Annotated in this window: 18 protein-coding genes; 3 read left to right on the top strand and 15 right to left on the bottom strand. The window is 71.2% G+C overall.

Features of this window, described 5'->3' with window-relative positions; all coding sequences use genetic code 11:
* Positions 1 to 544, top strand: a 544-nt coding sequence (locus tag VFZ70_16025; protein ID HEX6257316.1) for an IS630 family transposase, incomplete at its 5' end; no start/stop codon positions are given.
* Between the two features lie 10 nt (positions 545 to 554).
* Here the strand turns inward: VFZ70_16025 and VFZ70_16020 are convergent.
* From VFZ70_16020 to VFZ70_15975, 10 genes are all read right to left on the bottom strand, one after another.
* The gene (locus VFZ70_16020) at positions 555 to 968 is read right to left on the bottom strand and encodes a hypothetical protein (GenBank protein HEX6257315.1); all 414 of its coding nucleotides are present in this window, start codon (positions 966 to 968) and stop codon (positions 555 to 557) included.
* A 374-nt stretch (positions 969 to 1,342) separates the two neighbouring features.
* Entirely contained in the window at positions 1,343 to 1,633 is a 291-nt protein-coding gene (locus VFZ70_16015; GenBank protein ID HEX6257314.1) for an aldehyde dehydrogenase family protein, read from the bottom strand.
* Between the two features lie 803 nt (positions 1,634 to 2,436).
* On the bottom strand, positions 2,437 to 3,267 hold the full coding sequence (locus VFZ70_16010) for an ATP-binding cassette domain-containing protein (GenBank protein HEX6257313.1): 831 nt from the start codon (positions 3,265 to 3,267) through the stop codon (positions 2,437 to 2,439).
* Positions 3,268 to 3,330: 63 nt separating this feature from the next.
* The gene (locus VFZ70_16005; GenBank protein ID HEX6257312.1) at positions 3,331 to 6,921 is read right to left on the bottom strand and encodes an efflux RND transporter permease subunit; all 3,591 of its coding nucleotides are present in this window, start codon (positions 6,919 to 6,921) and stop codon (positions 3,331 to 3,333) included.
* 5 nt (positions 6,922 to 6,926) lie between these two features.
* Positions 6,927 to 7,559, bottom strand: coding sequence for a TetR/AcrR family transcriptional regulator (locus tag VFZ70_16000; protein HEX6257311.1), 633 nt, complete (start codon positions 7,557 to 7,559; stop codon positions 6,927 to 6,929).
* Between the two features lie 97 nt (positions 7,560 to 7,656).
* Positions 7,657 to 8,262: a DUF4870 domain-containing protein gene (locus VFZ70_15995; GenBank protein HEX6257310.1), complete on the bottom strand. Its 606-nt coding sequence runs from the start codon at positions 8,260 to 8,262 to the stop codon at positions 7,657 to 7,659.
* A 38-nt stretch (positions 8,263 to 8,300) separates the two neighbouring features.
* Positions 8,301 to 9,857: a M81 family metallopeptidase gene (locus VFZ70_15990; protein ID HEX6257309.1), complete on the bottom strand. Its 1,557-nt coding sequence runs from the start codon at positions 9,855 to 9,857 to the stop codon at positions 8,301 to 8,303.
* A 99-nt stretch (positions 9,858 to 9,956) separates the two neighbouring features.
* The gene (locus tag VFZ70_15985) at positions 9,957 to 11,003 is read right to left on the bottom strand and encodes an ATP-grasp domain-containing protein (protein HEX6257308.1); all 1,047 of its coding nucleotides are present in this window, start codon (positions 11,001 to 11,003) and stop codon (positions 9,957 to 9,959) included.
* Positions 11,004 to 11,111: 108 nt separating this feature from the next.
* Positions 11,112 to 11,894 carry a methyltransferase gene (locus VFZ70_15980; GenBank protein HEX6257307.1) on the bottom strand — a complete coding sequence of 261 codons (783 nt, stop codon included), beginning with the start codon at positions 11,892 to 11,894 and terminating at the stop codon, positions 11,112 to 11,114.
* Positions 11,895 to 11,997: 103 nt separating this feature from the next.
* The gene (locus tag VFZ70_15975; protein HEX6257306.1) at positions 11,998 to 12,366 is read right to left on the bottom strand and encodes an MTH938/NDUFAF3 family protein; all 369 of its coding nucleotides are present in this window, start codon (positions 12,364 to 12,366) and stop codon (positions 11,998 to 12,000) included.
* Positions 12,367 to 12,593: 227 nt separating this feature from the next.
* Here VFZ70_15975 and VFZ70_15970 point away from each other — a divergent pair, with 227 nt between their 5' ends.
* On the top strand, positions 12,594 to 13,034 hold the full coding sequence (locus tag VFZ70_15970) for a VOC family protein (GenBank protein HEX6257305.1): 441 nt from the start codon (positions 12,594 to 12,596) through the stop codon (positions 13,032 to 13,034).
* Positions 13,035 to 13,053: 19 nt separating this feature from the next.
* Here the strand turns inward: VFZ70_15970 and VFZ70_15965 are convergent, their stop codons facing one another.
* A complete protein-coding gene (locus tag VFZ70_15965) occupies positions 13,054 to 13,479 on the bottom strand; it encodes a VOC family protein (protein ID HEX6257304.1) in 426 nt (141 codons plus the stop codon).
* Positions 13,476 to 14,078, bottom strand: a complete 603-nt coding sequence (locus tag VFZ70_15960; protein HEX6257303.1) for a DinB family protein — start codon at positions 14,076 to 14,078, stop codon at positions 13,476 to 13,478. Before VFZ70_15960 ends, VFZ70_15965 begins: the two co-directional genes overlap by 4 nt.
* Before the next feature lie 96 nt (positions 14,079 to 14,174).
* Between VFZ70_15960 and VFZ70_15955 the strand changes: the two genes are divergently transcribed.
* Positions 14,175 to 15,122: a WYL domain-containing protein gene (locus tag VFZ70_15955; protein ID HEX6257302.1), complete on the top strand. Its 948-nt coding sequence runs from the start codon at positions 14,175 to 14,177 to the stop codon at positions 15,120 to 15,122.
* Between the two features lie 113 nt (positions 15,123 to 15,235).
* On the opposite strand, the gene VFZ70_15950 is transcribed toward VFZ70_15955, so the two are convergent.
* From VFZ70_15950 to VFZ70_15940, 3 genes are read right to left on the bottom strand one after another with little or no spacing between them, the layout of a single operon-like run.
* A complete protein-coding gene (locus tag VFZ70_15950; GenBank protein HEX6257301.1) occupies positions 15,236 to 16,045 on the bottom strand; it encodes an inositol monophosphatase family protein in 810 nt (269 codons plus the stop codon).
* The gene (locus tag VFZ70_15945; GenBank protein ID HEX6257300.1) at positions 16,032 to 16,931 is read right to left on the bottom strand and encodes a sucrase ferredoxin; all 900 of its coding nucleotides are present in this window, start codon (positions 16,929 to 16,931) and stop codon (positions 16,032 to 16,034) included. Before VFZ70_15945 ends, VFZ70_15950 begins: the two co-directional genes overlap by 14 nt.
* Positions 16,928 to 18,145: a cupin domain-containing protein gene (locus VFZ70_15940; protein ID HEX6257299.1), complete on the bottom strand. Its 1,218-nt coding sequence runs from the start codon at positions 18,143 to 18,145 to the stop codon at positions 16,928 to 16,930. Before VFZ70_15940 ends, VFZ70_15945 begins: the two co-directional genes overlap by 4 nt.
* Between the last annotated feature and the right edge of the window lie 8 nt (positions 18,146 to 18,153).

Genomic DNA, 18,153 nt, shown 5'->3' with positions numbered 1-18,153 from the left:
GAAGAGCCAGATACAGGCGCTGGACCGCACCCAGCCGATGCTGCCCGTGCGCCCAGGGCTGCCGGCCAGCCGCACCCACGACTATGTACGGCATGGGACGACCACGCTGTTCGCCGCGTTAGAGGTCGCCACCGGCAAGGTGACCGACGCCTGCTACCCCCGGCACCGCCACCAGGAGTTCCTGCGCTTCCTCAAGCAGGTCGCCAAGGCCTACCCGCGGGTCAAGCTGCACATCGTGTGCGACAACTACGCCACCCACAAGCACGACAACGTGCAGCGATGGCTGGCCCGCCACCCGCGGATCACGCTGCACTTCACGCCGACGTCGGCCAGCTGGCTGAACCTCGTGGAGACGTTCTTTGCGATCATCACCCGCCAGGCCATCCACCGCGGCAGCTTCACCTCGGTCGACGACCTCATCGCGGCGATCCGCACCTACATCGACGCGTACAACGAGCACTGCGAACCGTTCGTGTGGACCAAGGCCGCCGACGACATCCTCGCCAAACTCAAGCCACAAACAACTTCAGCGACAGCCCACTAGTGGATCGGGGCTACTGGACTTGGACCCGGAGCCGCAGCGGCCCTCTCAGGTTGAAGTTGTACGCGTCGACGTCGATCTCGCAGTGATCCCAACTGTTCGTTCGCGAGAAGATCGTCACCCATTTCCACGACTTCGCCGCCACGGAGTGTGAGGCATTCTTGCTCCCCGACGTGTAATTGTAGTTGCTGTTCGTGCAACTCACGTAGCGGCTCGTCTGAATCGACCGGGACCGCGTGTCCCCGTTGTAGATGCCGATACGTGCCTTCTTGACGTTGGAGGCCTGGCCGATCATCCCCACCCACGCCGGCGCGTAGGACCGGCCAACGCCTTTGGTCGAGCCGACGTTCCGCCACGTCGCGGCACTGGCGGGAACCGTCAACGCGAACACCAACAACATCACCACAAGTACCACAATGCGCTTCATCGCAGATCCTTCGTCGCACCACGCACCAAACGGTCCGGCCGGATCGCCCGTACGATTCCACGCCCACCGTGGCAGTGCCATGTTGGGGATCCTCGCGGTTGCCATGGCCGCGAGCCAGCAGGCGTGCACGGTACGCGTCGAGCTTCCCGCCTTTGCTTGTTGCAGCCCCGATGTGTTCACTGTTCATAGGGCGCGTCGATCCAGCGTCTCAGGGTCCGTCACGTCCAGACAGACCCGCCCCATGTGGTTGTCACGGTTCAGCTAGACACGTCAGCGTCGGTTCGTCAAGCGTCTTCTCACACGAACGGATTCTTGTCGGAGATACACGTGCAACGGCATGCAACAAGGTCACAGCGAATCCACTAGACCACTGGTCAGGAGAACCAACCAGTGCTGCGGCGCCGGGCGGGTGTTCTGCCAGATGTGCCTGGTCCGGCGTACTCGTCGAGGCCGCCCACGCCGCGCTCACGGCCGATGCCGGAGCGGCCGTATCCGCCCCACTCGGTCTGCGGCACGACGGGGTGGTAGTCGTTGATCCAGACGGTGCCGTGTCGCATCCGGCCGGCCACGCCGCAGGCGCGGTCGGCGTCACGGCTCCAGACCGCGCCGGCCAGCCCGCAATCGGTGTCGTTGGCGATGCGCACCGCGTCATCGACCCCGCGCACCGCTCGACGGTCAGTACCGGCCCGAACGATTCGGTGTGGACGACCGTCATGTCCTGGCTGCAGTCGTCGAGCACCGTCGGCAGGTAGTAGTGGCCCTGGGCCAACGCGGGATCGTCGGGACCGGCACCGCCGCACAGGATGGTCTCGCTCGCGTCGGCGTCGGTCACACGGCGCCCCCGCACGTCGGTGATCCCCACCGCCCGGTCGCCGGCGAAGCGCACACGTGACGAGCGCGCGTCACCACATCCAGGTTCGGGCGGTCACGGACGGGATGCAGGTACGCGCGCGCAGCTGACAGCCGCCGACCGGCGTGGATGTTCCGGTCGAACGCCGCGAACCCCTCCTGTCGTGCGCCGTTGACGTCGTCGGTGAGCGGGACCCCGCCTGGCGCACGGCGTCGAAGAGCGCCGCGTGGAGCGGGCTGGCGGCCGGTCCGCGTTCAAGGAGCAGCGGGTCCGTGGCGCCGCGGTACGGGGTCGTCGGGCGTGGCCGCCAGACAGCGTTCCATCCGCCGGAGGTACGGCAGGCAGTGGCGTAGCTCCAGTGCTCCATGCCGGGTGCGGCGGCCCAGTTCTCGTAGTCCATGGGTTGCCGCGCTGGTAGATCATGCCGTTGATGCTGCTCGAACCACCCAGAACCTTGCCGCGCGCGTGGGCGATGCGCCTACCGCCCATACCGGGTGCCGGCTCGGACTCGTACCGCCAGTCGGGGAGGCGGCTGCCGATCGGGAACGCGAGCGCTGCCGGCATCCGCGGCCGTCGTCCCCGCCAGTGCCCATCACCGTGACGCGCGCCACGCCCGCCTCACTCCATGCGACGGTGGCGGACCGTGTAGCGCCCGCCGGTGACGTCGAGGGCGAGCGGCAGACCGATGCATCGTGACAGCGACCGCGCGGTGAGCGTCGCCGAAAGGGGCCCGGCCGCCACGACGGCGGCGTCGGCCAGCAGCAGCGCGTGGGTGAACCCCGGTGGGATCTCCTCGACGTGGTGCGTGACGAACACGATCCCGGCGGGACGCGGGTCGGCCGCCAACCGCTCCAGCACGGCGATGAGCTGCTCTCGCCCCGCGATGTCGAGCCCGGCGGCGGGCTCGTCGAGCAGCAGCAGGTCGGGTGATGTCATCAGCGCCCGCGCGATCTGGACACGCCGGCGCTCGCCCTCGGACAGCGTCGCGATCGCCCGGTGGGCCCCCGGCCCGACACCGAGCCGTTCGAGCAGGTCAGTCGCGCGCAGATGGTCCTCGACGTGGGGACCGTCAGCACCGTGGCCATGCGACCGCGTGCCTGCACGCAGCCGGACGAGGGTCGCCGTGCGGGCGCCGAGCACCGCCTGGTGTGCGGTCAGGCGGGGATCGAGCATCCGGCCGAGCTCCGCGCTGGCGTAGCCGATGCCGGGGCGCAACGCGCGAACGTCCACCCGGCCCAGACGATGGCCGAGCACGGACGCGACTCCGCGGGACGGGAAGCGGTACGTGCTCGCGATCTGCAGCAGCGTGGATTTGCCGGCTCCGTTGGGTCCGATGACGACCCAGCGCTCGCCGGCCCGCACGCGCCAGTCGACATCGCGGAGCAGGGTCGCGCCGCCTGCGGTCACGGTGACGCCGGCGAGGTCGAGCAGGGGTGCTCCGCCCGGCACCGGCTCCCTTTCCTTCCCGAGGTGGCGCGCGTCCGACGTCGGCGACGGGCGGGGGTGGTCCCGTCAGCCGCGCACGTAGGGCGCGAACGACTGGCCGTTGCCCGACAGCACGGCCCTGGCGGCCTCAGCGTACGCGGCCGGCGCGACCAGCTCCCACACAGGGTCGGTCGGTGCGGTGAGCTGCTCGGGCTCGTGCTCGCGCAGCCACGCCAGGGCAGCGCGGGTCAGCCGGCCCCGCGCGGGCCGCGCCGAAGCACCGGCACTGCGGATCGTCAGGTGGTCGATGCGCATCCCCGAGCGGTCGAGCTGATCGAGTGCCGCCTGCGCCTGCGTCCGGCTGGGGAACCGGCCGACGACGCGCAGGTCGGCGGCGACGCCGACCACCGACGCCGCGTCACGACCACGTCGGCCGTTGCCGCCCGTGCCGGAGGACGCGTTGACGCCCTCGGGAGTGCGGACCGGCACCGGTGTGTCGTCGCGCGCGTGCCCGTCGGCCCCACCATCGCCGTCCTCGCGGGGACCGCCACGCACGCGGTCGCGCATGCCCATGAACACCGTGTAGACCACCGGGATCACGATCAGCGTCAGCAGCGTCGACGTGAGCAGGCCGCCGATCACGACCGTCGCCAGTGAGGCGGACAGCAGTGCACCCTCGCTGAGCCCGAGCGCCAGGGGCACCAGGCCGATCATCGTCGTCAGTGCGGTCATCAGGATCGGGCGCACGCGGGTCTCCGCGCCGTCGATCACGGCCTCCCGCAGCGTCATGCCCGCCGCGCGGCGTTGCTCGACGAACTCGAGCAGGACGATCGCGTTCGTGATGACGATGCCGATGAGCATCAGCAGGCCGATCATCGCCGGGAGACCGAGCTCGCGGCCCGTGATGGCCAACGCGGGGAACGCGCCGATCGCGGCGAGCGGCAGGGTCAGCAGGATGACGAACGGCGTGAGCAGGCTGCCGAACGTGGCGACCAGCACCAGGTAGACCAGGCCCACGGCGATCGCCTGCGTGACGAACAGGTCCTGGAAGCTCTCGCCGATCTCCTGGTTGCTGCCGATCTGGGTGACGTCGACACCGTCGGGTGAATCGAGGTCATCGAGCGCGGTGTTGATCTCAGTGGTGACCTGACCGATGTTCTCATCGGTGATCGTCGCGCTGACCTCGGCCGACCGTGTGCCGTCGGCCCGTGTGACCGCCACCGGGCTGTCGGCCTCCTCGACGTCGGCGATGTCGCCCAGGGTCTGACCGGTCGGCAACGGCAGGTCGCGTAGCTCCTGTGCACTGTCGACCGCCTCGGGATCGATCTGCACGAGCACGTCGCGCTCACCGCTGTCGAGGTCGACCGTCGTCGCGGTCGTGGCGTTGAGGGTGCCGGCCAGCAGACCGGCGACCGCGCCCGTGCTCAGACCGGACGCACGGGCGTCGTCCTCACGGACGTCGACGGTCAGCTCGGGGCGGGCCTCGGTGACGTTCGACGAGAGGTTCGCGAGCCCGTCCACGGCCTCCAGTTCGGCCTCGACCTCGTCCGCGGTCGCGCTGACCGCCTCGAAGTCGTCACCGCTGATCTGCACGACGGCCTCGCTGCCGGTGGGGATGGCGGACTGCTCGGTCACCGAACCGGTGAGGCCGAGGTCGTCGAGCTCCGCGCTGACCTCGTCGCGGAGCTCCGCGGTGTCGGTGCCGTCCTCGACGTCGACGGTGATCGTCGCCGTCGAGTCGCCTCCACCACCGCCGAACGCGGCCGACACGCCGTCGGTGGACGAACCGACCACGGTGGTGTAGCTGTCGACGCCGTCCACGCGCTCGAGTCGGTCCTCGAGCGGCGCGACCTCCTCGCCCGTCGCTTCCAGCGACGTTCCCTGATCGGCATCGACCGTGATCACCAGGTTCTCGGCATCGGCGGTGGGGAACAGGTTGGTCGGCACCTGGCTCAGGCTGGCGATGCTCCCACCGAGCAGGACGACGGCGATGGTCAACGTCAGCGCTCTGTGGTCCAGCGCCCACGTCAGCGGCCGGCGCACCATGCGACGCAGCGGCGAGTTCTCGGGATCGGCCTTGTCGGCCTCCGCGCGACGCAGCAGCAGCGAGCCGACGACCGGCACGACGGTCGTCGCGACCAGCAGGCTGGCCAGGAGCGCGAACGTCGTCGTCAGCGCGAAGCCGATGAAGATCTCGCCGACGAGGCCCGAGATGAACGCCAGCGGCACGAACACGGCGACGGCCGTGAGCGTGGCCGACGTCACGGCGCCGGTGACCTCGCTGGCGCCGACGCGCACGGCCTCCCGCAGTGGCAGGCCGCGCTCGAGCTGGCGGTAGATGTTCTCGAGCACGACGATCGCGTCGTCGACCACCCGTCCCGCGGCGATCGCGAGCGCGCCCAACGTGAGGATGTTGATCGTGACGCCCGTCAACCGCATCAGGCCGAGCGCAGCGATCAACGACAGCGGGATCGAGATTCCCGCCACGATCGTGCCGCGCCAACTGCGCAGGAAGATGATGATCATGAGCAGCGCGAGGACGGCGCCGATGACGGCGTCCCGGGTGACGTCGCTCACGCCGTCGGTGATCTCGGGCGACTGGTTGACGATGACCTCGGTGTCGACCGACGTGGGCAGGTCGACGTCCTCGACGGCCTGCTCGATGCGCTCGACGGTTTCGACCGTGTTGGCGTCCTGCTCCTTGCGGATCTGCAGTGTGACCGCCTGCCGACCGTCGAGCCGGGAGATGGTCTCGGTGTCGCCACGCGTGGTCGTGACCTCGCCGAGCTGCGCGATCCGCACAGGCTCGGGCCGCGGCGCTGCCACGGCCGGATCCCCGACCGGCGCCTGACCGGACGCCGCGCCGTCGCTCTGCGGGGCGGCACCGGGTGCCTGACCGCCATCCGCCTGGGCGGAGGCATCCGCGCCCTGCGCCGCGGCGGCGTTCGGCACGATCTCGATGTCGCGGATCGCCGCGACGTCGATGTTGGCACCGACGACCCGGACCGGCAGTGTCGTGTCGCCGTCAGTGACGGCGCCGACGGGGGACGAGAGGTCCGCATCGTTGATGGCGGTGACGACGTCGTTGCCCGTCAGACCGTTGTCGGCCAGCCGCTTCGGGTCGAGCGTGACCTCGACGATCCGGGCACCGGCGCCGTTGAGCGTGGCTTCCGCGACGCCCTCCAGGCCTTCGAGCTCGGGCACGAGGTCGTCCCGCGCGATCTGGGTGACCTCGCCGATGTTCTCGCCCGTCAGCGCGACGGAGTAGATCGGCAGCGCGTCCGGTGTGACGGACGTGACCTGTGGCGCGTCGACGCCGGCGGGCAGGTCGGCGGTCGCCACCGCGTCGCGGACCTCACGCTCACGCTCTTCGATGTCGGTGCCGTAGGTGTACTCGGCGAACGTCACACTGACGCCCTCGAGGCTGGTCGATGCCACCTGCTCGAGCGACGCCGTCGACTCGATCGCATCCTCGATGGGCTCGGTGAGGTTGTCGACGACCGACACCGGCCCGGCGCCTGGCTGGGTGGCGACCGTCACGAGGTACGGCGGCTGGATCGACGGGAAGAGCTCCTGGCGCAGCCCGAAGGCCGCGCCCACGCTTGCCACGAGCACGAGGACGATGCCCAGGAGCGTAACGGTCCGATGCTCGAGGGCGAGGCGGGTGAACGTGCGCACGGTGTTCAGCTCCCTGCTGGTGTCGGGTCGGGGTCGGCCCCGGCGTCCGAGGGCTCCCCGACGGCCCGGTCCGGTGGCGCGAGCGCGTGACGGACGAACGCGCACAGCTCATCGGTGAGGTACGTGAGGTCGAGCTGGCTGCCGGCCAGCATCTCGAACGGAGCCACGCGCATCAGTCCGGCGAGCGCGGCGGCCGCGACGTCGACGTCGCAGCGACGCACGCGACCGTCGCGCATGTCGGTCCGGAGTCGTTCACGCAACATGCCGAGCAGTTCGTCACGGTGGCGGCCCATGATGTGCTCGGGCTCGACCGGTGTGGGCATCTCGGTGAGCAGCAGGCGGGCCAGCGCGACCTGGTCCTTGAAGAACGCGGCCGATGCGCGGACGACCTGGTCGACTGGTCCGTCGGACAGCGCGGTGCGCACGGTCGCGACGAGTCCGCGGAAGATGTCGTCGACGAGTGCCGCCGCGAGCGCGTCCTTGCTCGAGAAGTGGTAGTAGACGGCGGCGCGGCTGACCCCGGCCTCGGCCGCGATGTCCTCCATGCGGGCGCCCCGCAGTCCCGACCGGTCGATCACCGCGCGCGCGGCGGCGATCAGGCGATCGCGGGTCTCTTCCTGGGGCGTGACGCTGCTCATCGGCGCACCACCGTACACGTGTCTAGACGCGTGTACAGATTGTTGCCCGCTTCACAAGCGGGGGCGGTGCGCTGTCACCGTTCGTCGGCGGTCTCCGTCAGCGGACCAGCCGGATGGTCAGCGGATAGTCGTAGTACTCGCTGCGGGATGCCGCGATCGCGCCCCGTACCGTGACGACGAGGTAGAGGATGAACAGGATGATGCCCACCGGGACGACAATCAGCAGCGCCAGCCCCAACGTCAGGATCGTGACCAGCACGCCCACGACCGCGTACATGATCACCGAGATGTTGAAGTTGAGCGCCTCGCGCGCATGGGCGGCCGCGAACGGATCGTGCTCGTCGCGACGCAGCAGCCAGACGACGAGCGGCCCGAGGAACGCCGGCAGACCACCGAGCAGCACGCCGGCGAGCGCGCTGAGGTGCGCACCCATCGCCCACATCCGCGACTCGTCGGTGATCGCCGCCGCCGGCGGTGGCGGCGCAGACGACATCGCGACGTCGCTGGGTGGGGGTGGCACGTCAGCGCTCGCCGTGCCGTCAGCGGCCGGCGACGACGCGTCGTCGGTCGCCGACGCGTCCGGGATGTACGGTCGGCCGCACGTCGCGCACGTCGTGTCGTCGGGTGCGATGATCCCGCCGCAGTGGGCGCACGGCCTCGTCTCGTGGCGCATGTTCTCCATGCCACCACGGTAGACGGCCATGGCGGCCGCCGATGTCGGGGAGGTCCCTGAATCGACCCTCAGCCGTCGCCGTACCTGGCCGTCACGTCGATCGGCCACGTCGGCAGCATGCCCGCCCGGCGGCGCAGCCGCTCGATGCGTTGCGTCGTCAGGCCCGACTCGCTGTCGGCGGTGATGATCGCGGTGGCCAGATCGCGGAACCCGGCACGGAAGTGGTGGCTGGACTTCAGCGCGATCACGCGGCACCGCGTGACGTCGACGCCGTGCAACAGGAACACCTCGGGATCGAACGTCTGCTGCACGCGCGACACGACGATGACGTCCACACCGTCGATGCGCAGCCGCGCCGTGCGACCCAGATCGACCTGCAGGCCGGGCGCGTAGAACGACAGCCGGAACCGGCCGTCGGTCAACCCCTTGACGTAGGCGGTCGCCGCGAGCGGAGACCGGATCCGCCGGTCGCTCTTGCCACCGAGCTTGACGTCGATGGTCGACCCGACCCCCGCCTGGTGGGCCTGCGCGGCGGTCTCGGCGTCACAGATGAACCCGAAGCAGGCGCGCTCCACCCGGTGGTCCAGCAGCGCCTGCAACAGCTGGACGTCGTCACCCATGGTCCCACCCCCCGGGTTGTCGGCGGTGTCGTTGATGACCACCGGCCCGTCGGGGATCTCGAGTGCGGCGGCCACGGCCTCCGGCGGCGACAGCCCCGCAGACCGGAAGTCCTCGCGACGTTCCCACACGTGGGCGGCGACCTCGCGCGCCGCGTCCCTCGCGAGCTCGGCCGCGTCGTCGGTCGTGCACACGATCCGCGCGCCGACGTCGAACCCGTCGGCGTACGGGAACCCGTGGAAGAAGGTACAGTCGATGATCCCCGGGCGTCGCTCGACCTCGGCGCAGCGCGCGTTGACGTCCGCGGCCGGGCCAGTGTCGGTCGTCGTCAGCGGCAGCAGCATCGGCAGGCGCTCGACGTGGGCCGTCGGCTGCATGTCACCCCGCAGGAGCCCGGGCACCAGCTCGACGGCCTCCACGCCACGATCGTGCATGTCGGTGTGGGGGTTGAGGCGCACGCCCAGCAGAACGTCGGCGTGCTCCGCCATGCGGTCGGTCACGTTGGCGTGCAGGTCCAGCGTCACGACGATCGGCGTCGTGGTGCCGACCAGCGCCCGAACGTGCGCGAGCAGATCGCCCTCGAGATCATCGGTCGTCTCGGTGACCCCGGCGCCGTGCAGCTCGAGTGCGACGGCGTCGACCGGCAGGACGGCACGCAGGCGACTCAGCAGCTCGTCGCGCAGGTGCTCGTACGCCGCGGCGCGGATGGTGCCCGACGGCTCGCCGATGGCGAAGAACGTCGGAACGGCCACCGCGCCCAGCGCCGCCAGCCCGTCGACCATGCCGCCGATGTAGGTCGCGGTATCGCGGTAGCGCGCGATGATCTCGTCGCCGCGGAAGCACTCGAACCAGTCGGCGAACGTCAGCCCGGACGCCTCGACCGCGTATGTGTTGCTCTCGTGGGATATACCCGCGATGGCCACGCGCATGGAACCCGTGGGTGGGACGGACTGCAGCACGTGCCGTGCGGAGGCAGCCGACGTCGTCGGGGCGTTCCGGCCGTCCACGCGCTCAACCTCCCGGAAGGACGGACCCGCGCTCGGGCTGACGACCGGCGCGACACGAGCAGCGTAGTGGTCACACGCGGATCGCGCGAAGACCCGCGCTCAGCCGACGCGTGCCTCGTACGCCAGCTGGGCGATGCGGTCACAGACCTGCGACAGATCCATGCCCGCACCCATCGCCGACTTGGGGAACAGGCTCGTCGAGGTCATGCCCGGCAGGCCGTTGCACTCCAGGAAGTAGAAGCGTCCGTCGCCGTCCTGCAGGAAGTCCATGCGTGACGCCGAGTGGTCTCCTTGGACCAGCACGTCGTGCGCCCGCACCGCCAGAGCCTGGAGCTCGTCGCGCTCCGCGTCGGCCTGCGGCGCCGGGCACACCTCGTCCGCCTTGCCCTCCTGGTACTTGGCCACGTAGTCGAACAGCTCGCGGTCGGTGCTGATCTCGACCACCGCCAGTGCCTCCTCACCGATGACGCCCAGGCTGAACTCGCGCCCGTCGATGCGCTCCTCGACCAGCGCGTCGGCGCCGTATTCTCGGCTCGACGCCACCGCTTCGTGCAGCTCACTGCGGTCGCTGGCCAGCGTCACCCCGATCGTCGAGCCGCCACGAACCGGCTTGACCACCCACGGACCGTCGAAGTCCACGACATCCACGTCGTCGTCATCGCGGACGACCCGCCACTCCGGTGTGGCCAGCCCACTGTCGCGGCACAACCGCTTGGCCGTCAGCTTGTCAAAGGAGATCGAGCATCCGAGCGGCGTGGGGCCGACGTAGGGGATGTCGCACAGCTCCAGCACAGCCTGGATGTATCCACCTTCGCCCTCGTCGCTGTACACCAGCGGATACACGAGGTCGGCGGCCCGGCAGACGTCGAGCACGCCGGGTGCGAACACCGTGTGCGGATACCGGTCGCGCAGCTCCGCGATCTCGTCGTGCGTGGGTGGCTCGCGGTGGACGTCGGGTTCCCACCCGTGCGGATCCGTCGAGACGAACAACTCGTCGACGCCATTGCTGACGTCAACCTCGGTGGCGAGGTCGACGTTGGCGACCTCGTGCCCGGCCGCCCGCAGGGCGCTGGCAACCTCGATGCCCGACGCCAGTGACACATCGCGTTCGGTGTTGGCGCCGCCCATGAGCATGACGATTCGCATGGTTGTGCCATGCCCCCTTTCCGCATGCCGGTAACCACGCATCGGGCGGCGCCAGCGCAATCGCACGCTGTCGACGTCAACCGATGCGGTCCGCCGCGCATGCCGTCGTCATCCGGACCGGCGGCCGAGGACGTGGAACAGACGGCTGAGGCGGCGGTACGGCTCGCGCCGGCTCGCCTCGAGCTCGACGGCGACGATGTCGTCGATGTCCCCGGGGATCTCGCTGTCGCCGGGCCACGCCTCGACGAACACCCGCACGCCGTACCAGTCGATCATCCGCACCTCGTGGGCGGCCATCAGCGCGGCGATCCCGTCGACGGTGTCACCGCGCGTCGCCACGCCCAGCGCGTTGATCTCACCGCGGGCGTCGAAGCTACGCAGCGCGTCGCGCCAGCGGCCCTCGAAGGCGGGGCGGACGGCCATCGTGGCGGCGTTCTTGGCGAGGATCGACACGACCCCGGCAGGCCGGACGAGCGCGCACAGCGCGGCGACGAACGGCGCGGGGTCGTCGACGTAGGAGATGACCCCGTGGCACAGCACGCCCGCGTACCGGCCCGCGCCGAGCAGCTCGACGGCATCGACGCCCGTCGCTCGGATCAGTTCGACCCGCGCCGCGACGGCGCCGGGCTCACGGGCCAGGGCCGCCCGGGCACGTCCGAGCATGGCCTCCGACGGGTCCACGATGGTCACCGGGTGCCCCCGTCGGGCCAGCGGCAGCGACTGGGTGCCCGCACCGCCCCCGATGTCGACGAGCGGCGCGGGAGGCTCGGGCAGGTGCCACCGCAGGTGGGCGTCGATCACACGCGTGCGTGTGCGTCCGCGCGCCGTGGCGTAGTGCCGGTCGACGAACGCCGGTGCCAGCGCCGCCCACGGGTCGGCGTCGGCGCTCACGCTGTCGCCGTTCGGGGCGGGACCGGCCCGGAGGCGCTGGTGCGGTGGGGGCGCGGCCGGCCGTGATCGGGCACCTCAGCGTCTCCGTGGATGGGCGTGGTGATCAGCAGGTGGTGTGCAGCAGCGCACCGACCGCCTCGCCGGCCGCCCGCAGCTGTTCGTAGCGTTCGACCGCGTCGTCGGTCATCAGCACGTCGTAGGTGACGCCGCGGTCGGCGAGCAGCGTGAGCGTGTCGGCGTGGATCTGGAGACGGCCGTGCCGACCCTGCGACAGCACGACGTGCCGCGCGCCGTGGTCGAGCAGCACGGTCACGTCGGCGGGCTGCACACCGTCGCCGTGCGACGTGCCGGTCCGGTTCCAGTCCCACGCGCGGGCGCGGCCGGGCATGAGCATGACGTCCTTGTAGGTCCGACCGTCGACAGTGACGCGCCCCCAGGCGTGGCCGGTGATCGTCGGCGGTGCCGCAGCCATGCCTGCATGCTACGCCGGGTGTCAGTCCGGCCGCCACGGGTACCGGTCGGGCCAGTCGATCCACGAGCTGGAGTCGGTCGGACTGACACCAGCACAGAGCACCCGGCCCGGCTCGCTGCGGCAGCGTGTCACCGGTAGACGCATCGGCGGGGCGGTACACCACGGTGCGCGGAGCCGCATACGACACGACTACGCTGCACGCCGTCGACCCACCCACAGGATCAACCATGACCCCGCAACGTGTCACCCTGATCACCCTCGGCGTCGCCGACCTCGCCCGCGCACGTGCCTTCTATGCCGCTCTCGGATGGCGCGAGCACGACCAGAGCCAGGACGAGGTCGCGTTCTTCCAGATGCACGGGGCGGTGCTCGGGCTGTTCAGCCTCGAGGCGCTCGCCGAGGACCAGGGACGGCCGCGCGCGGCGCTGGGCACCGGCGCGGTCGCACTGGCTCAGAACTTCTCGACGACCGCCGAGGTCGATGCGGCCTACGAGGCCGCCCTGGCCGCTGGCGGCACCCGCCTGAAGGACCCCGAAGAAGTCCTCTGGGGCGGCTACTCGGGCTACTGGGCCGATCCCGACGGACACGTGTGGGAGGTGGCCATGAACCCGTTCTGGCCGCTCGGCGACGATGGCAGCCTCACCCTGCCCGACACCGGCGGCGACTGACCGCTCGGTCTCCGCCGGGTCAGCCGACGCAGAACTCGTTGCCCTCCGGGTCGGCCATCGTCACCCAACGCAGCGGTCCCTGCTGTCCCTCCCACAGCCGGGTCGCGCCGAGCTGCTCGAGCCGCGCCACCTCCGCGTCCCTGCGGTCATCGCCGGCACGCAGATCCAGGTGCACGCGGTTCTTGCCCTCCGTGGGGTCGTCGACGACCTGGAACAGCAGCCGCGTCCGACCACCGTCCCCACTGCACGCGGCGAACGCACGCCACCGCAGGCGGCCCTCGTGCTCGACGTACGCATCGCTGTCGGCCGGCAGGTGGCCCTGGTCGAGCACGTGCCGGACCTGGGCGTCGTGATCCTCCACCTCCAGGTCCATGGCGGCGGCCCAGAACGCGGCCAGCCGATGCGGGTCGTGGCAGTCGACGACGATCTGATACCCGACGCTCATGAGCGATGACTCCCATCCGGCGCCGCCGCGCCCAACGCGCGGCCGCCGTCGGATGCACGGTACAGGTCGCGCAGGAGCGCGATCTCGGCGCCGTGATGGATCGCCTCGCGGTTGAGATGCAGGATCAGGCCGGCGAACGGCAGGTCTGCGTACGGTCCCTCGGTGGGCCCGCAGGGCTGCCACAGCCGGTCGTCGTCGACGGTGCGCAGGTGCGTCACCCACGCGCCGTAGTGCTCGTCGAGCAACGCGAGACCGCCCGCGGCGGTCAGCGGGTAGTCGACGGTTCGGACGTCCATCGCCGGTCCGTCGAAGTGCGCGGCGACCCTCATGCCGAAGATCGCCACGGCGATGTGCGCCAGCCGCCAGGCGATCGTCGTGACAGGTGGCGGATCGGGCTCGGGCAGCGCGAAGTCCATCACGACGTCGCCGCCGCCGGCGGCGAGTGCCGACGTCGCCTGCTCCCGCGGTCGGATGCTCCAGCAGCCGGCGACCGGCTCCCACAGGTATTCGTGGTCGGACAGCTGATCCAGCCGCGGACGCAGCTGCGTCGTCCAGTGCCAGTCGAGCTGATCGAACAGCAGTGACGTCGTCGGTGACATGGTCGGGGGCCCTTCCATTCGATGCCGCACGGTGCGTCTGCGACGATACGCGTCGTTGCGGTCAGAAACAGTCCGCAATTGCGGCAGACTGCACGTGTGCGCTCCACCTCGACCCGACTGCTGCAGCTGCTCGCGTTGCTGACCACACGGCCGTGGTGGTCGGCCGCGGAGCTCGCCGATGCGCTGGACGTCACCGAGCGCACCGTGCGTCGTGACATCGGTCGTCTCCGCGACCTGGCGTACCCCGTCGAGTCTGTGCGCGGGCCGAGCGGCGGCTACCGGCTGGGTCGTGGTGGACGTCTCCCGCCGCTGCTGCTCGACGAGGAGGAGGCCGTGGCCGTCGCCGTGTGCCTGCGCGCCGGTGCCGCGGGCACCGTCACGGGTGTCGAGGAGGCTGCGACCAGGGCACTGGCGAAGCTCGAGCAGACGCTGCCCGCGCACCTGCGCTCGCGCGCGCGAGCCGTGGACGACGCGACGGTCACGCTGCCCCGCAGGTCGGGCACCCCAGTCGCGTCCGACCTGCTCGTGACCCTCGCGCAGGCGTGCCGGACACCGGAACAGGTGCGCTTCGACTACCGCACCCACGACGGCGTCCGTTCCCGCCGCCTCGTCGAGCCGTATCGGCTGGTGCACTCCGGATGGCGCTGGTACCTCGTCGGTCACGACGTCGACCGCGAGGCGTGGCGGACGCTGCGGGTCGACCGCATCACGCACGTGGTGACGACCGGCCGGCGGTTCACGCGGGGCGGCGAGCCCGACGCCGCCGCCATGGTGTCACGCGCCGTGTCGACCGCGCCGTACAGGTGGACGGCGCGTGTACGCCTGCACGCGCCGGTCGACGCCGTCGCCGACCGGGTGCCGGCGACCGTCGCGGTCCTGGAGGCAGAAGGCGCGACGACCGCGCTGACGACCGGCGCCGACGATCTCGCCATCATCGTCGCGCACATCGCGGCGCTGGGCATTGATTTCACCGTGCTCGACCCGCCTGAGCTGGCCGACGCCGTACGCGCGATGGCCGGGCGACTCGGCCGGGCGACGCCGTGACCCTGGGGCGGCTCAGATGCCGGCGACGACGCCGATCTCCCGGTACGGATCACGAGCCGTTGGGCGACGCTGGCGCCAGGCGACGACCGCGGCTGACAGCGGCCGGGGACCGTTCAGTCGAACAGGACCGTCGCGGCGCTGTCCCACAGTAGCGGGGTCGCCGCGATCAGGAGGCCGGGACGACGGTCGGCCACCCGGTACGGCGTGCCGTCCGGGCGGGCCGCACGCCCGCCCGCCTCGGACACGAACAGCGTGCCGGGCGCGTGATCCCACGGCAGCGCCCGCTGGAACAGCGCGACATCGGTCTCGCCCAGCACCACCTGCGGGTACTGCTCGCCGGCACAGCGTGGATTCGGAACCTCGGTGAACCTGCCGGCGGCGCGGGCCGCGCGGTCACCCCGCTCGTCCGCGGACGTGAACGTCGTCGCCAGCATCGCCCGCGGCGGGTCCGCACCGCTCGCGCGTGCGAGGACCGTGCGGCCGTCCACGAAGGCGCCGTGCCCCCGATGCGCGTGACACAGCCGCTCGGCGACGGGGTCGTATATCCACCCGGCGGTCGTCAGGCCGTCATCGACCAGTGCGACCATCAGTGCGAACGGGCTCACTCCGTCGGCGAAGTTGGACGTGCCGTCGATCGGATCGACCACCCACACGGTGCCCTCGCCGAGCCCGTCGAGCAGCGATGGGTCGGCGCTGGCGGCTTCCTCACCGACGACCCGGGCGGCGGGGAGCGCCTGGAGCAGGCCGGCGCGCAGCTGCGCCTCGGCCTGTTCGTCGGCGACGGTGACCGGATCGCCGGGTGACTTCTCCCGGACGTCGTGGTCCGACAGCGAGCGGAAGTGGACGAGGACCACCTCGGTGGCGACGCGGCGAAGCAGCGCGGCGACGACGTCGTGCAGGGGGTGCGGTTCAGCCGGCGGCATCGATCGCCACCAGGCTGTAGCGGGGTGCGCGGGCGAGTTGTTCGGTCCGACAGGTCAGCTGCCGTGCGACCGGCTCACGACCGGTGACGACCTCGACGTCGACGGCGCCGCTCGGCGTGGCGAAGGTGACGCGCCACTGGTCGTCATCGAGCCGCCGACGCCCGGTCCAGCGCACGGCGTCGAGCCCGTCGAGGCGCCGCTCACGCCGGAGGAAGAACTCCGCGGCCTGCACCGGGAACGGGTAGGCGCTGCGGCCGCGGTAGGCGTCGAGCACGATGTGGCCGGAGCGGTGCGCCCCGGCGACCGCGACCGCACGGTCGGCGTCGAGCCCGCCGTAGTAGATCCCGTCGGGCAACGTCACGACATTGCCGGCGAAGCGGTCGCCACCGATGTGGGACACCTCCCACGTCGCGTCCGGGAAGGCGCGGCCCAACGCGTCGGCGACCGGTCGACCGAACTCGGCGCAGCACGGGTCGTGCCGCCCGTTCGTGCACACCAGCAGCAGCGGTCCGACGGTGACCTCGCCACCGACCCGACCACCGTTGCGGAGTGGATCGAGGTCGAGGTCGAGCACGTCCGGCACGCCGTGAACGACGAATGACTCGAGCCAGCGGTCCCGCGCGCCCGTGAACGCGATGTACACGCGTGTGTCGTCGGACGCGACGTTGCCCGGACGCCGGATCAGCAGCACGCGTGCGGCGAGACGCTTGCCCAGGTCGACGAGCGCCTCGGAGGCCGCCGACGGCATGCGGCTCTCGCGGACCGCGTCGATGCCCCACGGACCCGGTTGCTCGACCAGCACCCACCGACGCACGGTCGAGGCCGTCGCGTACCGCGGCTCTCCCACGGCCTGCGCGGCGGCGGCGCAGCGGAAGCGTTCGGTCACGCCGCCCCACGAACGACGATCATGCCCTCGCGCACCAACCGCCGCGCCAGCACGACGCGTGACGGCGCGTCGAGGCCACCCGGCAGCGCGCCGAGCCGCGTGGGTCCTGTCAGCACCGCCCGGAGGGCGGGCTCGACCCAGGCCGGCATCTGCAACGTCGTGCCGCCGCGACGGACCCGCAGACGGTCGCCGACGCGGGAGATCACAAACGGCAGATCGTCGCGCGGCTCGACCACCGTGTCGTCGTCGATGTCGGCCAGGCGCATGCGCAGCGCGCCGTCCGGACGGGCCAGCAGTCCCCGCCACAGGCGATCGGCCTCCCGGTCGGCCACCGCATCCGGGTCGGTGTCGGCGATCAGGTCGGCGAGTTGCTTGAGCCGACCCGGCACCTCGTCACGGAGCAGCTGCGGATCGCGCGCAAAGCCGGCCGGCAGCGCCTCGCGGAAGGCTGCGACGTCGCGTGTGCGCTCGAGCAGGCGGCGGGCGAGGTCGTACCAGGTCACGACCCGCACACCGATGGTCAGGTGCAGCGACGCGTCGCCCGTGGTCGCGGCGGCGTGCAGCGTGCCGCGCGGGACGTACAGGCAGTCGCCCGGCACCAGGTCGGTGTCGATGTCGGGATGGTCGAGCTCGTCGTCGTCGACACGACGGTGCTGGCCCGGCAACGGGTGGTCGATCACCGGCGGATACGTCACCCAGCGCTTCCGCCCGTACGTCTGCAGCGCGAACACGTCGTGGGTGTCGTGGTGGACGTCGAGGCCCTGCGAGCTCGGTGGTGTGAGGTACGCGTTGGCCTGGACCGGGTGGGTGAGGACGGCCTCGATGCCGCGGCACAGCCGGCCCACGGCGGGCCAGGTGCGCTGCAGCCCCTGCAGCACGATGGTCGCACCCTCGTCGAACAGCCCGAGCAGGCGGTCGACGTCAGGAAGGTCGGTCAACGTCCGGGAGCCGAGCGTTCCGGTGCGCGTGTAGCGGCTCGGCGCGACCTCACGCCCCTCGCGCACCACCCGGATCGCGGGCCGTCGCGGCGACGTGGCCGTCAGGATGCGGTCGACGTCATCGAGCGACAGCAGGTCGTCGAACCTGTCATCACCCGCACGCCGGTGCAGGAGGGCCTGCCGACCCCAGGCGCGCTCGACGAACGTGTCCACGTCACCCACGCACCGGGCGAGCGCGTCCGTCGCCGGCGCAGGTCCCTCCCAGGTGTCGGTCACGTCGGTCC

It is taken from the genome of Euzebyales bacterium (assembly GCA_036374135.1).
Taxonomy (GTDB): Bacteria; Actinomycetota; Nitriliruptoria; order Euzebyales; family JAHELV01; genus JAHELV01.
Note: the sequence above shows the minus strand (reverse complement) of the source record. Positions and strands in the feature narration are given on the sequence as shown.